Origin of the sequence: Olsenella phocaeensis (assembly GCF_048189965.1) — a bacterium.
Lineage (GTDB): Bacteria > Actinomycetota > Coriobacteriia > Coriobacteriales > Atopobiaceae > Olsenella_I > Olsenella_I phocaeensis.
In genome coordinates, this window is sequence record NZ_DBEZHV010000006.1 from 188,580 (window position 1) to 202,916 (window position 14,337).

A 14,337-nucleotide genomic window follows, 5' to 3' on the forward strand; every position below is an offset into this window, starting at 1 on the left:
CTGACCCCACTGATTCTAACAGAGGGGAAGACCCTACCTGCGGCGCAGGCTGCCGGGGACGGCGAAACGGCGGGAACCTTTATGAGAAAAGGGACCCGCGCCGAGGCACGGGTCCCAAGGTTCGCGTCTGTCCTGGCAGGAGGTCTCCCGGCCTACTCCTCGCCGAAGGCGAAGCGCTCGAAGCCCAGGATCTGCACGTCGTCGCTCACGGCCTTGCTGACGCCCTTGGCGAGCTCGGCGATGGTCGTGGAGGAGTCCTTGATGAACTCCTGCTCGGTGAGGACGCACTCCTTGTAGAACTTCTCGAGCTTGCCGACGGCCATCTTCTCCTGGATGAACTCGGGCTTGCCGGACTCGGCCGCCTGGGCCATGTAGATGGCCTTCTCGTGCTCGACGACGTCTGCAGGGACGTCCTCGCGGCGCGCGGCGACGGGAGCGGAGGCAGCGACCTGCATCGCGACGTCGTGGGCGAAGCTCTTGAACTCGTCGGCAGTGGCGGTGGCGTCGTTGGCGAAGCCGAAGGAGACGATGTCGCCCAGCTTGCCTCCCAGGTGGATGTAGCTGGCAAGGGCGCCGGACTCGACGGAGACACGCTTGAAGCGGGCCACCTTCATGTTCTCGCCGATGACGTGGATCATCTCGGTCAGCTCGTCGGCGACGGTGGCGTCACCCATCTTGCAGGCCTTGAGCGCCTCGACGTCGGCGGGGTCGTTCTCTGCGACGACCTTGGCGAGGTCGGCGGCGAAGCCGGTGAACTTGGGGTTGGTGCCCACGAAGTCGGTCTCGCAGGTGAGCTCGAGGATGGCGCCGAGCTTGCCGTCCTCAGAGATGTAGGTGGCGACGGTGCCCTCGTTGGTGTCGCGGCCGGCGCGCTTGACGGCCTTGGCGACGCCCATCTTGCGCAGGACGTCGACGGCCTTCTCGATATCGCCATCGGCCTCGACGAGGGCCTTCTTGCACTCCATCATGGGGGAGTCGGTCATCTCGCGCAGCTGCTTGACCATAGCGGCGGTGATCTGTGCCATGTTGTGCCCCTCCTTTGGGGATGTGAGTCTGCGGAAAGGGAAGTGCTACTCGGCCGCGGGGGCCTCGACCTCGACGGCAGGGGTGGTCTCGCCGGAGGCCATCTCCTCGACCGAGATCTGCTCCTTGCCGGAGCCGGCCAGGACGGCGTCGGCCACGAGCTCGCACATGAGGTTGACGGAGCGGATGGCGTCGTCGTTGGCGGGGATGCCATAGTCGATCACGTCGGGGTCGGAGTTGGTGTCGAGCAGGCCGACCACGGGGATGTGCAGGCGGTTGGCCTCGCGGATCGCGATCTCCTCGCGCTTGGTGTCGACCACGAAGAGCGCCTGGGGCAGGGCCTTCATGTCACGGACGCCACCCAGGTTGCGCTGGAGCTTCTCGAGCTCCTTGGTCAGGACGGCCTGCTCCTTCTTGCCGCGGGCGGCCATGCGGCCGTCCTCCACCATGGCCTCGAGCTCCTCCATGCGGTCGATGCGGGAGCGCATGGTCACGAAGTTGGTGAGCATGCCGCCGAGCCAGCGCTGGTTGATGAAGGGCATGCCGCAGCGCTCAGCCTGGGCCGCGATGGGCTCCTGGGCCTGCTTCTTGGTGCCGACGAAGAGGACGCGGCCGCCCTTTGCGGCGGTGTCCTTGAGGAAGGTGTACGCCTTGTCGGCGTCCATGACGGTCTGCTTGAGGTCGAGGATGTAGATGCCGTTGCGCTCGCCGAAGATGTAGGGCTTCATCTTGGGGTTCCAGCGGCGCGTCTGGTGACCGTAGTGGCAGCCGGCCTCGAGCAGGGTGCGGATGTTGATCTTGACAGCCATGTCTAACCTCCATTGGTTTGGCCTCCGCGTGAGGTCATCCCCGCTGGGGCCACCCTGGACTTGGCTGTTGTCCCGGGCACCGTGGCCTGCGAGTCGTCACGCGTGTGATATGGATGTCGTGCGAGCACACGACAGCAAGTCATAGTACCAGCTCTGGCATGAGGATGCCAGCAGGAATGCGCGCTCGCACACACGATGCCCACCGGGGTCCCGCGGGACCGGACGAGGCTACTCCCCCCTGGGATGGGCCTGCCTCGCGGCATCCTTGAGCCTCTGGGCCGAGAGGTGCGTGTAGATCTGGGTCGTGGAGAGGCTGCTGTGCCCCAGGAGCTCCTGCACGCTCCTCAGGTCCGCGCCGCCGTTGAGGAGCTCGGTCGCGAAGCTGTGGCGCATCGCGTGCGGGGTGAGGCCGGCGTCGAGCCCCGCCTGCGCGACCCTGCGCTCAAAGGTCGTGCGCAGGGCGTCGGCGCTCATGCGCCTGCCCCGGGTCGAGAGGAAGAGCGCCTTTCCCGCCGCCCCCCGCCCCCTTGCCGCAAGCAGCGGACGGGAGCGTTCGAGATACTCCTCGAGCCGCGACACGGCGAGCCGGTGGACGGGGACGATGCGCTCCTTCGAGCCCTTGCCGAAGAGCCTGGCCTGTCCCTGCCCGAGGTCCACGTCCCCCAGGTCGAGCGCCGACACCTCGGATATGCGGGCGCCGGTGGCATAGAGGAGCTCGAGGAACGCACGGTCCCTCATGCCCAGCTCGTCGTCCTCGCAGACGTCGAGCAGGCGTGAGACCTCCTCGTCGGACATGGTCTTGGGCAACGTGCGCGCGAGCCTTGGGCTCGCGAGGGCGGCGGCCACGTCCTGCTCCACCTCGCCCTCCCTGAGGAGCCAGCGGTAGAGGCCGCGGATGGCCGAGAGCCTGCGGGCGACGGTCCTGCCCGCATAGCGCGCCTGGGCGAGCTCGGCCATGTAGGAGCGGAGCTCGCGATGGGTCACGCGGAGGGGGTCGACCCCCTCCCTGCGGCACCACGAGGCGAAGGAGCCGAGGTCGCTCGCGTAGCCCCGCGCGGTCTGGGGCGAGAGGTTCCTAAGCTCTCGCAGCTGCGACACGAAGTCGCCCACGAGCCGTTCGAAGCGGTCCTGGGCGGCGTCGCGCGACGCCGCCGGATCCTCGGCCGCCCGCGGCGGCGGGGCGCCTCCCGTCTGTCGGGCTGGGACGGGGCCGCCCACTACGAGAGCGCCCCCGCGAAGAGCTCGGGCCTCGTCGCGAGGTAGGCGTCGAGGTCGCGCCGGGCGCGGTCCGCATATGCCTGGTAGCGCTCCCTCTTCTTCATGCGGCCGCCCCCAAGGGGAGGAACCAGGCCGAAGTTGACGTGCATGGGCTGGTAGGGCTCCGTCTTGGGGTCGGTGGCGTAGCTCACGAGCGAGCCCAGGGCACCCGTGCGCGGAAGGCCCACGCGTTCGTAGCCCCTGAGGTCGGCGAAGCTGTTGAGCGCGGCGAGGAGCCCCGAGGCGATCGCCTCCGTGTAGCCCTCGGTACCCGTGATCTGTCCCGCGAGCCTGCAGCTGGTCCCCGGGATGGCAAAGCTGCCGTCCAGCACGCGCGGGCTGTCGACGAAGGAGTTGCGGTGCATCACGCCATAGCGGAAGAACTCCGCCCCCTCGAGCCCGGGGATCATGCGGAAGACCCTCTTCTGCTCGCCCCAGGTCAAGTTGGTCTGGAAGCCGACGAGGTTGTAGGCGGTCCCCTCGGCGTTCTCCGCCCTGAGCTGCACCGCGGCCCAGGGCCTCCTGCCCGTCGAGGGGTCCGTGAGTCCCACCGGCTTGAGCGCCCCGAAGCGCAGCGAGTCCCTGCCCGTCCTCGCCACCTCCTCGACCGGCTGGCAGGCGTTGAAGAGGTCGCTCTGCTCGAAGTCGTGCGAGAGCACGCGCCGCGCCGCGACGAGCTCCTCCCAGAAGGCCTCGTACTCCTCGCGGCCCATGGGGCAGTTGAGGTAGTCGCCCCTCCCCTCCTCCTCGTAGCGGGACTGCGAGAAGACCTTGTCCCGGTCGAGCGACTCGGCGTCCACCACGGGTGCCGCCGCGTCGTAGAACGAGAGGTGCTCGCCGCCCAACACGTCGCAGAGCCTCTGGAAGAGCGCGTCGGAGCAGAGGGGGCCTGCGGCGATGACGGAGGGCCCATCGGGGATGTCGCGCACCTCTCCCCTGCTCACCGTGATGAGGGGGGAGGACTCGATCGCCTCCGTCACGAGGGCGGAGAAGCGCTCTCGGTCCACGGCGAGGGCGCCGCCGGCGGGGACCTGCGCCCTGCGCGCGAGCCCCAGGAGGACGGAGCCCATGGAGTCGAGCTCCTCCTTGAGGAGGCCCGCGGCGCTGTCGTGGCGCAGGGACTTGAGGGAGTTGGAGCAGACGAGCTCGGCGAAGCCGTCGCCATGGTGCGCCGGCGAGCTCGCGAGCGGACGCTGCTCGCAGAGGGTCACCTCGACCCCCCTCCGTGCGAGCTGCAGCGCGCACTCGCTTCCCGCCAGGCCCCCTCCGACCACCGTGACCCTGTCTGCCACCGCACGACCCCCCCTCGCCGGCACCCGCCGGCAGCCCGATCATCCGTCCATTCTAGCCTGCGTGAGGTAGGCCTCGGACGAGAGGCTGTAGCGTCCGTCCCTCAGGCGCTCCACGACGCCGCGCGACTCGTATTCCGCCAGGGCACAGAGCACGCCCGTCACCGGCTCCCCGAGATGGCGCGCGAGGTCGTCGGCACGCAGGGGCTCCCCCACCAGGGCGGACAGGAGCCTGCCCTCGATGCGGGACGGCTCCTCGCCCACGAGCCTGAGCGCGCCGTAGTCCATGGATATGCGCAGCTCGAGGTCCCGCTCGGAGCATATGATGCCCGCCCCCTCCGAGATGAGCTGGTTGGCCCCGGCGGACTCGGGGGAGAAGATGCTGCCCGGCACGGCATAGAGGTCCCTGCCTATCTGGTCGGCCACGAGTGCGGTGCCCAGCGTCCCCGACCTCTCCCCCGCCTCCGCGATGAAGACGCAGCGAGACAGCCCCGCGATGACGCGGTTCCTCTTGGGGAAGGCGTAGCGCCGCGGCGGAGAGCCCCAGGGCTCGAGCGAGACCACGGCCCCACCCTCCCTGGGGGCGCGCGCGAACACGTCCGACGAGCTGCTGGGATAGACGAGGTCCGCCCCGCAGCCCGAGACCACCACCGTGGGGCCTCCCGCGTCGAGGGCGGCGCGCGCCGCCGCGGCGTCGCAGCCCATGGCGCCGCCGGACACCACCACGACGTCGCTCTGCGCCGCGACGCGGCCGGCCAGGCGAGCGGCGGCGAGGCCGTAGGGCGTGGCCCGCCTGGCCCCGATCACCGACAGGCACGGCCTGGACAGCGCGGCGGCGTCCCCCAGCCCGTAGAGCCTCTGGGGCGGGTCTGGCAGGTCAAGCAAGGCGGGAGGGTACCCCTCGTCGTCCCGTGCAATCTCCCAGCGTTCTTCCATGCGTCCTCCCATCATCCAAGGTGACAGCGGTAGGCACTCGCCTCGAGCACGTCCTCGCGCGAGACGGAGGCGCGCTCGGCCAGGTCCGCCATGGTCCTCGCGACCCGAGCCAGCTTGACAATCGAACGACCTCCCAGGTTGAGCCTGGAGGCCATGCCCTCGAGGGCGGCCTGGGCGCGCGGCTCGAACGAGAGCGCGCCCACGAGCGTCTGGCCGGGCCCGGACGGCATCCTCGCCTCGCGGTCCCTCCTGAAGGCGCGGGCGCGCAGGACCTGCTCCCTCATGCTCTCGCTGCTCAGCCCCTCGGCGCAGCGAATCAGCTTCCGTGACTCCGGGCGCCTCACGTCCACGTGGAGGTCGATCCTGTCCATGAGGGGGCCACCTATCTTCGACTGGTAGCGCTCCACCCTTCCGGGCGGGCAGCTGCAGACATGGCCGGGGTCTCCCAGATGGCCGCAGGGACAGGGGTTCGCCGCCGCCATGAGCAGGAAGTCGCAGGGGAAGCTGTAGACGCCGTCCACCCGCACGAGCCGGACGACCCCCTCCTCCATGGGCTGGCGGAGCGACTGCAGCACGTTGGAGGCGAACTCGGGGAGCTCGTCCAGGAAGAGGACCCCGTGATGGGCGAGCGAGATCTCCCCGGGGATGACGGGCCTCCCGCCTCCCACGAGCCCCGCGAGCGAGATGGAGTGGTGCGGTGCGCGGAAGGGCCTCTCTCCCCTGCAGATGCCCTCCACGTCCTGGCCGGCCACCGAGGTGAGGAGGAGCGCCTCCTTGCGCTCCTGGGGCGTGAGCCGGGGAAGTATCCCCGGGACGCGACGGGCGAGCATGGACTTTCCCGCGCCGGGAGGGCCCACCATGAGCATGCCGTGGCCGCCTGCGGCAGAGACGACGATCGCACGCTTGGCCTCCTCCTGGTCGTACACGTCCGCGAAGTCCGGCCCGGGCGCGCCCGGCGCCTCGGGCGCCACCACGGGAGGCGGTGTCGGCGCGGGCGAGAGCCGCGCCACGCCCGACCTCAACTCGCCCAGGGTCCTAATTCCCCTCATCCCCGCCCTGAGGTCGGCGGGCTCGGGCCCCAAGGAGGAGAAGACGAGCTCCAGCCCGAGCCCCTGGGCGAGCCCCTGGTAGGCCGCGAGCCCCCTCACCGGGCGGACGCAGCCGTCCAGGCCGAGCTCTCCCACGAAGAGGCAGCCCTCGAGCCCGGTACTGGGTATCTGGCGGGTAGCCGCGAGGATCGCCACCGCTATGGGCAGGTCGAGGCCCGTGCCCGTCTTCCTCATCTCCCCCGGGGCGAGGTTCACGGTGATGTGGAGCCGGGGCATGCTGTAGTCGCAGGCCCTGAGCGCACAGCGCACCCTCGAGCGCGAGTCGAGCACCGCCGAGTCGGGCATGCCGACCATCGTGAAGCCCGGGATGCCACCCGAGAGCGACACCTCCACCGTGACGGGCTGCGCCTCGATGCCGCGGATGCAGGCGCTCCTCACCTTGAGCGAGTCCCCGGCCATCATTCGTCCCATGCGTACGCGGCCACGAGGTGTCGCAGGTGGGCGCAGCGCGTGCCCGTCACGTTTATGGCGATCACGTCGAAGCGGATGTAGCGAACGTCGCCATTCTGGAGCATGTAGCTCAGCGCGATGTTGCGGTAGCGCTGGCGCTTCTGGAAGTCCACCGCGAGCTCGGGAATGCCCTCCTCCATGCCGGCGGGGACCTGCCTCGTCTTGACCTCGACGAGCACGGTCTCGTCGTCGATCTGGGCGATGAGGTCCGCCTCGCCGAAGCGGCAGCGGTAGTTCGCCTCGAGGAGCTCGAAGCCCCGCCTCTGCAGGTAGGCCGCCGCCAGGCGCTCGCCCAGCACTCCCAGGTCATGCGGGTCGATTGCCTCGTCCAGGCAGCCGTCGGAATCCGAAAGGCCCGGGCACAGCTCGTCGTCCAGGGGGAACTCGCCGTCCGGCACCCCCGCCCCGAAGACCTGCCTGAAGCCCCTCTGGTCGTCCATGTGCGTCTCCCTCCGCTCGTCCAATGGGAGGGCAAGCATCCCCGAGGAGGCTCGCGGGAAGCTCGTCGGCAGCTTGCGGGCAGCTGCGTGACAGATAGGAAAGTCAACGAGCGCGGGCTGGGTGCGCTGATGGCGGCAGGAAGGCCTGCATGGCAGGTGGGCGCCAGAACGACAGGCGGTGTCAGAAGAGAGGGGGCGTCTCCAGGAAGTTTCCACAGAACGAGACGCGGTGTATGGGAGAGAGGCCCTTCTCCCTTATGGCCGCGATGTGCTCCGCAGAGCCGTAGCCCTTGCACCGGGCAAGGTGGTATCCGGGATACACGCGGTCGTAGGCGACCATGAGGCCGTCACGCGTGACCTTGGCGACGATGGACGCCGCGGCGATGCAGGCGACGCGCGCGTCCCCCTTGACGAGGGTCTTCTCGCGGGGATGCACGTGGACCGGGTTGCCGTCTATGAGCACGCAGTCGGGCCCGACCCCGGCATCCCCTATGGCCTGCGCCATGGCCATGCGCAGCGCGGCGGACATCCCTACGGCGTCGATCGACGCAGGCTCCACGTGGGCGATCCCGATGGCCAGGGCGACCTCCGCGATGCGCGCGGCAAGCGCCTCCCGGCGCGCGGGAGAGAGCTGCTTCGAGTCGTTGATGCCCCAGACCATGGGGGACGCGGGAAGCGCCACCGCGGCGACGGTGAGGGGGCCGGCGATGGAGCCCCTGCCCACCTCGTCCACGCCCAGGACCATGCCGTCGCCCCCCAGCTCGCGCTGGAGGCGGTACATCTCCTCCACGCGCTCGCGCTCCCTGAGGGCCGCGTCCCTGCGCCTGAGGGCCGAGGCGACCGCGTGCCGCACCTGCTTGCGCGGGTCCTCGCCATAGCGCGCGACAAGGGCCTCGAGCTCCGAGGCGTCGGCATCGTTCAGGAGCGCCGTCACCTCCCGGGCGCTGGCTGCATGGCTTGAGGCTGGCATGGTCGTCTCCCCTGGTCGAGGCCTGGTCTAAGAAAAAGGGCCGCCCCGAGGAAACGGAACGGCCCGAAGAGGCAAATCCAGACGGACTAGCGCTTCTCGCGGATGCGCGCGGCCTTGCCCACGCGGTCGCGGAGGTAGTAGAGCTTCGCGCGGTGGACGTCGCCGTGACGGACGACCTCGAGCTTGGCGATCTTGGGGCTGTGGAGGGGGAAGGTGCGCTCGACGCCGATGCCGAAGCTGATCTTGCGAACGGTGAAGGTCTCGCGTGCGCCAGAGCCGCTCAGGCGGATGACGTCACCCTGGAAGACCTGCTCGCGCTCGCGGTCGCCCTCCTTGATGCGGTAGTGCACCTTGACGTTGTCGCCGACCAGCACCTGAGGGATGTCCTCGCGGATCTGCTGGCGCTCGATTGCGCGGATGTAGTCCATGTTCTTCCTCGTCTCTAGAGGTGCCGTGGCCTTAGCAGCGGCACATAGCTTTACACACGGTGTGCGATTATATGCCATGCCTCGCAGGGGGGCAAGGACGTCTCGGGGCCCTCGCCCCCCGGGGCATAAACTCACCACAACGCCCGGCATGTCTAGCCCCGTGCTATCTTCCATCCGATGGCACGCTCGCGCATGCCGACGAAGTCGCGGTATATGCCCTCCTCCCGCATGAGGCTCTCGTGCGTGCCCCGCTGCACCACGCGTCCGGCATCCAGGACCACGATCTGGTCGGCGTCGCGCACGGTCTTGAGCCGGTGCGCGATCATGATGACGGTCTTCCCCCTCTTCAGCTCGGCAATGGCGCGCTGGAGCTCGAGCTCGTTCTCGGGATCGACGTTTGCCGTGGCCTCGTCCAGGACCACGATGGGGGCGTCCTTCAGGATGGCCCGGGCGATGGACAGGCGCTGGCGCTCGCCGCCCGACAGGGTCGCGCCGCCCTCCCCTATGCGGGTCCCGTAGCCCTCCGCGAGCCTCTCGACGAAGTCGTCGCAACAGGCGCGCCGCGCGGCCTCCACGACCTCCTCGTGCGTGGCCTCGGGACGACCGAACTTGATGTTGTTCTCGATGGTGTCGTCGAAGAGGTAGACGCCCTGGAAGACCATGGAGAAGTTGGAGAGCAGCGCGTCGACCTCCCAGTCGCGCACGTCGCGCCCACCCACGAGGACCCTGCCCGACCCGACGTCCCAGAAGCGGGCCATGAGCTGCGAGAGGGTCGTCTTGCCGCTGCCGCTTGGGCCCACGATGGCACAGGACGTCCCCTCGGGTATGGAGAGGGACACGTGGTCGACGACGGTACGCTCCCCGTACGAGAACGATACGTCGTCGAGCTCGATGCCAACGCCGTCGCCCGAGCTCAGACCCGCCCCCTCGTCCATCGGCGGAGTGGCGAGCAGGCCCGTGACCTTGTCCATGCTCACGTCGATCTGGCGCAGGAGGCTGGCATAGGAGCCCGCCAGCTCGAGCTTGGCGAAGACGATGAACGACGCGACGATCATGGTGAGGCAGGTCCCCGTCTCCATGGCGCCAGAGATCCAGAGGCCCACGGAGAGGAGACACAGAAGGATGCTCGCCGCCTTGCACGCCACGGTCTCGAGCACCATGAAGACGATGAAGCTCAGCTCCAGAGCGAGGTTCGCGCGCTCGCAGTCGGCTATCGCGCCGTCGATCCTGCTCTCGGCCCCGTCCAGGAGCGAGAAGGCGCGCACGACCGAGATGCCCTGGACGTACTCGAGGACCGCGCCCACGATGGCGCGCTGGCTCCTCACGCGCCTGTCAGACACAGCTCGCGACGCGCGCTGCATGATGGCGTTGACGGCCAGGACCACGAGGATGGTAGCGATGGCGACCAGCCCGCAGAGGGGGTCCATGACCGCGAGCATGAGGGCCATGACGACGGAGAGGGTCACGCCGGCGATGACGTTGGTATAGACGAGGCCGCCCACGTTCTGCACGTCGTCGAGGGTGTTCGTCATCGTGCTGGCAATCTCGCCCAGGCTGTTGGCGTTGAAGTAGCCCATGGGCAGGTAGCGCATGTGGTCGCCTATCTCCGCGCGCTTCTCGGCACACATCGAGAAGTTGCCGTCGCAGAAGTTCTCGCTCTTGAAATGGGCACAGACGGCGCTGCCCGCGATGGAGACGAGCATGACGACGAAGGACGAGACGGCGACAGACGGTCCGAGGGACTGCGTCGCCGCAGCCGACAGCACCAGGGCGAGGGCCAATATCTGCAGAGATTCGAAGACGGAGTTGGCGAGAGACCACGCCATGCCCCGCCGCAGGCGCCCGGCATGGCTTCCCCCGAAGCGAAAGTACTTGAGAATGGTCGAGATCATGGGACTACTCCCCCCTCGAGCTGGTGACGGCGATGTCACGGGCTCCGATGTGGGCCTGATACATTGAGCGGTAGAGCCCGCAGGACCCCATGAGCCCCTGGTGGGTGCCCGTCGCCTCGATGCGCCCATCGCTCACGACCACGATCTGGTCAGCGTCGGTGATGGTGGACAGGCGATGCGCGACGACGACGAGCGTGCGCCCCGCGACGAGCCTGGAGACAGCCTCCTCGACCTGGGCCTCGCTCTCGGGATCGGTGTAGGCAGTGGCCTCGTCCAGGATGACCACCGGGCTGTCGTGCAGCATGGCGCGCGCGATAGAGATGCGCTGGCGCTCGCCACCCGACAGGTGGCCTCCCCCGCCGCCCACCATGGTCTGGTAGCCCTGGTCGAGACCCATGATGAAGTCGTGGCAGCCGCAGCTGCGCGCGGCCTCGACGACCTCGTCGTCAGTGGCGTCAGGCCGTCCCATGCGGATGTTGTCCATGACGCTTGCGTCGAAGAGGTAGTTGTCCTGGGACACGTAGGCGACCTCATGGGCGAGCTGGTCTGCGGAGAGCTCGGCGAGCGGCACGCCCCCGAGGCTGACCTGTCCCTCGTCGGCATCCCAGAAGCCTGCCATGAGGCGGGCGATGGTAGACTTGCCCGAGCCGCTGGGTCCCACGAGCGCGCAGACCTGGCCCGCAGGGACCGTGAGGTCGACGCCGTGGAGCACCTCGCTGCGGCCGTACGAGAAGCGCACGCCCCTCAGCTCGATTCCGACGGCCCCCCTCGCGTCGAGCCGTGCGCAGGGGGCCGTGGCCCTCTGCTGGTCGCGCTGGTCGAGGACCTCGGCTATCTGCGAGACCGTGGTACCCACCTGCGCCAGCGCGTCCATGAAGCTCATGGCAGCATAGAGCGGGGGGAAGATGCCCACGGAGAGGACGGCGGACAGCACGAACGTGGAGGTGCTGACCTGTCCCGACGAAACGAGGAGGCAGCCTGCGGGCAGCACGCCGACGAGGGTCGCGGGCATGATGGCCAGACCCATGTCCGACCAGATCTGGCAGTGCGCCATCCAGTCTATGAAGGAGTGGGCATAGGCCCACACGGCCTTCGAGAACTTCTCGTAGGAACTGGCGGAACGCCCGAAGGCCTTGATGACCTCGATGCCGTTGACGTACTCCACCGCGGCGGACGACATCTCGTTACCCGTGGCCACCGTGTTGCCGTACCACTGCTCGTAGTCCCTCATCATCTGGCCGTACACGAAAGCACCCACGGGGATGGTCGCGAGGGAGACGAGGGCGAGACGCCAGTCGAGCGTGAAGAGGTAGACCACTACCACCACTGGGACGAGCAGGTCGCTCGTCATCTCGGGCACGACATGGGCAAGGGTGGTCTCTATTCCATCGGCCTTCTCGACCATGACGTTCTTGAGCTTCCCAGAGGGGGTGTCCAGGACGTAGCCCATGGGGACGTGCGCGAGCTTCGACGCGAGGCGCCTGCGGATGGACGAGATGGTCTTGAAGGTCGCCACGTGGGATATGGAGGTGGAGGCGTAGTGAAAGACCACGTACGCCGCGTAGCTTGCCGCGGCGAGAGAGCACCAGCCCAGGTAGAAGGACAGGTCGCGCTCCCCCTCCAGAACGCCCACGACCATCTGGCCTGCCGCGAAGTACGGCAGCACGCTGCCCGCCACCCCCACGACGGCGAGCACGACGGAGAGCGCGTAGAGCGCCCTGCCGCCGGGACCCGCCCAATCGAGGAGACGAGCCAGGGGGTTCGCCGACGCGATCGCCGTGGCGGTGTCGGTGTCCCGAGCATCCCTTTCTTCCATGCTTCCTCCCAACTTAAGTTAACCAAGACTATCTCTAGGTTATAACAACGTTATTTCATTGGGAGACAAGGGGGGAAGCAGGCGAAAAAAGTCCGATTGGGACTAGGTCAGGCCGTCTGGCCAGGTTCCATGAGAGCCTGGAAGCCGTGATGGAAGAAGAGTCCGAACCTCCTTGCGAAGGCCTGTGCGTCCTCGCGGCAGAGCCCACGCAGGAGGGGCTCGAAGAGGCCTTGGACGAGGTAGCGCGCAAGCACCTCGAGCAGCATCCCGTCAATCCCCTCCAGCTGGCCGCCCGCTGCCGCCTCGTACTTCACGGTGCTGGACTTCTCCGCCTCTACGAAGCGATCGAGGTAGCCCTCCCAGCGCGTGCCCGCGGACCCCCTGGCGATGATGAGGAAGTCCTCGGGATAGTCGTAGATGAAGTCGACGATGCGGGTACGCGCCTCGAGCTCAAAGTCGAGCATGGCGTCGAAGGAGCGCATCTCGGGAGGAAACGCGAGAAACTCGTCGATGAGAGCCTGGTAGAGGGAGAAGAGGCCGTCGCCGGATGGTGCCACCACGCGGTCGAAGAGGTCTTCCTTGCTGGAGAAGTGGCCATAGATCGCACCGGTCGTGACCTGTGCCAGCGCCGCGATGGAACGCAGGGAGACGCCCAGGAATCCATTGCGCAGGAAGGCGTCCCGCGCGACCGAAAGGAGCCTCGCACGGGTGGTCTCGAATGTATCCACGCTCGCCTGGACCATGCCCGCCTCCCCCGCAGATTCCGCGTCCAGGGCATCGTACCATGCGCCCACCGTTTACAGGTCCCTATGGAGCTCAGGCGCCCTCCAGGCATGAGGAACCTTGAGCTCCTCGTATATGCGGACGGCATAGCGGTCGGTCATGCCTGCCACGAAGTCGGCGACCTCGACGTCCGGTCGGTCGGGCTCGAGCCCCCTGTACTCGGCGGGCACCTCGTCCAGGTGAGCGATGAAGTAGTCGAACAGCTCTCCGATCATGCGGTTCGCCTTGGGTTCCTCGTACTTAGCGTCGCCGCGCGTGTAGAGGTTCTCAAAGAGGTACTCGCGAAGGCCCATCATGGCCTGCCACACGGGCTCGGACATGAGTATGTCGTCTGCACCGGCACTGGTCGTCACGACGTCGCGCACCATGGTCTCGATCCTCTCGGAGGAGCAGTGTCCCAGGCAGTCGCGGTACCGCACGGGGAGCATGTCCTCCGAGAGCAGTCCCGCGCGCTCGGCGTCGTCTATGTCATGGCACACGTAGGCAATGCGGTCTGCACGGGCGACCACCCGCCCTTCGAGCGTCGCGGCGCGAAGGCCGCCCTTGTGGCAGCGGATGCCGTCAAGGACCTCCCTCGAGAGGTTGAGTCCCCTGCCGCCCTTCTCGAGCCTCTCCAATATTCGAACGCTCTGCACGTTGTGCTCGAAGAGCGCCCTTCCCTCCGCGCTCTCGGGATCGATGCCGCGATGGAGTGCCATGGCACGAGAGAGGGCGCGTTCGCCCGTGTGTCCGAAGGGGGTGTGGCCGAGGTCGTGTCCCAGGGCGATGGCCTCGGTGAGGTCCTCGTTCAATCCGAGTGGCCGGGCTATGTCGCGCGCTATCTGGGCGACCTCGAGAGTGTGCGTGAGGCGCGTGCGGTAGTGGTCGCCCTCGGGCGCCAGGAACGCCTGCGTCTTGTTGGCCAGGCGCCTGAAGCTCTTGCTGTGCAGGACCCTGTCGCGGTCGCATTGGTAGCAGGTCCTGAGGGGGTCCGCCTCTTCGGGACGTGCCCTGCCGAGGCTCTCGTCGCTGAAGCTCGCATGGGGACTCAGCAACTCGTGCTCGCGAGCCTCCAGGTCCCTGCGACGTATGACAGCTCCCATGGGAAAGCCTCCTTGCTCTGCCCGCCCGCAAACGACGAGGGAGGGGGCACGTC

General features: G+C 68.1%; 13 protein-coding genes. All 13 read right to left on the minus strand.

The window, feature by feature from the left end; translation table 11 throughout:
- Positions 1-152: 152 nt before the first annotated feature.
- Positions 153-1,025: a translation elongation factor Ts gene (gene tsf / locus ACMPH2_RS02980; protein ID WP_009279195.1), complete on the minus strand. Its 873-nt coding sequence runs from the start codon at positions 1,023-1,025 to the stop codon at positions 153-155.
- 45 nt (positions 1,026-1,070) lie between these two features.
- The gene (gene rpsB, locus ACMPH2_RS02985; protein ID WP_009279194.1) at positions 1,071-1,832 is read right to left on the minus strand and encodes a 30S ribosomal protein S2; all 762 of its coding nucleotides are present in this window, start codon (positions 1,830-1,832) and stop codon (positions 1,071-1,073) included.
- A 228-nt stretch (positions 1,833-2,060) separates the two neighbouring features.
- Positions 2,061-3,050 (minus strand): tyrosine recombinase XerC, encoded by a 990-nt coding sequence (locus tag ACMPH2_RS02990; protein ID WP_417118586.1) that lies wholly within the window; start codon positions 3,048-3,050, stop codon positions 2,061-2,063.
- Positions 3,050-4,381, minus strand: a complete 1,332-nt coding sequence (gene trmFO, locus ACMPH2_RS02995; protein ID WP_009279192.1) for a methylenetetrahydrofolate--tRNA-(uracil(54)-C(5))-methyltransferase (FADH(2)-oxidizing) TrmFO — start codon at positions 4,379-4,381, stop codon at positions 3,050-3,052. The genes ACMPH2_RS02990 and trmFO overlap by 1 nt, the downstream gene beginning before the upstream one ends.
- Before the next feature lie 39 nt (positions 4,382-4,420).
- Positions 4,421-5,314: a DNA-processing protein DprA gene (dprA, locus tag ACMPH2_RS03000; protein ID WP_417118587.1), complete on the minus strand. Its 894-nt coding sequence runs from the start codon at positions 5,312-5,314 to the stop codon at positions 4,421-4,423.
- An 11-nt stretch (positions 5,315-5,325) separates the two neighbouring features.
- Positions 5,326-6,825, minus strand: coding sequence for a YifB family Mg chelatase-like AAA ATPase (locus tag ACMPH2_RS03005; protein WP_417118618.1), 1,500 nt, complete (start codon positions 6,823-6,825; stop codon positions 5,326-5,328).
- The gene (locus ACMPH2_RS03010) at positions 6,822-7,313 is read right to left on the minus strand and encodes a YraN family protein (protein WP_009279189.1); all 492 of its coding nucleotides are present in this window, start codon (positions 7,311-7,313) and stop codon (positions 6,822-6,824) included. The genes ACMPH2_RS03005 and ACMPH2_RS03010 overlap by 4 nt, the downstream gene beginning before the upstream one ends.
- Positions 7,314-7,494: 181 nt before the next feature.
- Complete coding sequence (locus tag ACMPH2_RS03015) at positions 7,495-8,283, minus strand: ribonuclease HII (RefSeq protein ID WP_072499575.1); 789 nt, start codon at positions 8,281-8,283, stop codon at positions 7,495-7,497.
- A gap of 86 nt (positions 8,284-8,369) precedes the next feature.
- Positions 8,370-8,711 (minus strand): 50S ribosomal protein L19, encoded by a 342-nt coding sequence (rplS, locus tag ACMPH2_RS03020; RefSeq protein WP_009279187.1) that lies wholly within the window; start codon positions 8,709-8,711, stop codon positions 8,370-8,372.
- Positions 8,712-8,863: 152 nt separating this feature from the next.
- On the minus strand, positions 8,864-10,603 hold the full coding sequence (locus tag ACMPH2_RS03025) for an ABC transporter ATP-binding protein (RefSeq protein ID WP_417118588.1): 1,740 nt from the start codon (positions 10,601-10,603) through the stop codon (positions 8,864-8,866).
- 4 nt (positions 10,604-10,607) lie between these two features.
- Positions 10,608-12,419 (minus strand): ABC transporter ATP-binding protein, encoded by a 1,812-nt coding sequence (locus tag ACMPH2_RS03030; protein ID WP_072499573.1) that lies wholly within the window; start codon positions 12,417-12,419, stop codon positions 10,608-10,610.
- A 107-nt stretch (positions 12,420-12,526) separates the two neighbouring features.
- Positions 12,527-13,162 carry a TetR/AcrR family transcriptional regulator gene (locus ACMPH2_RS03035; RefSeq protein WP_417118589.1) on the minus strand — a complete coding sequence of 212 codons (636 nt, stop codon included), beginning with the start codon at positions 13,160-13,162 and terminating at the stop codon, positions 12,527-12,529.
- Between the two features lie 54 nt (positions 13,163-13,216).
- A complete protein-coding gene (locus ACMPH2_RS03040; protein WP_314638431.1) occupies positions 13,217-14,284 on the minus strand; it encodes a deoxyguanosinetriphosphate triphosphohydrolase in 1,068 nt (355 codons plus the stop codon).
- Positions 14,285-14,337 lie beyond the last annotated feature (53 nt).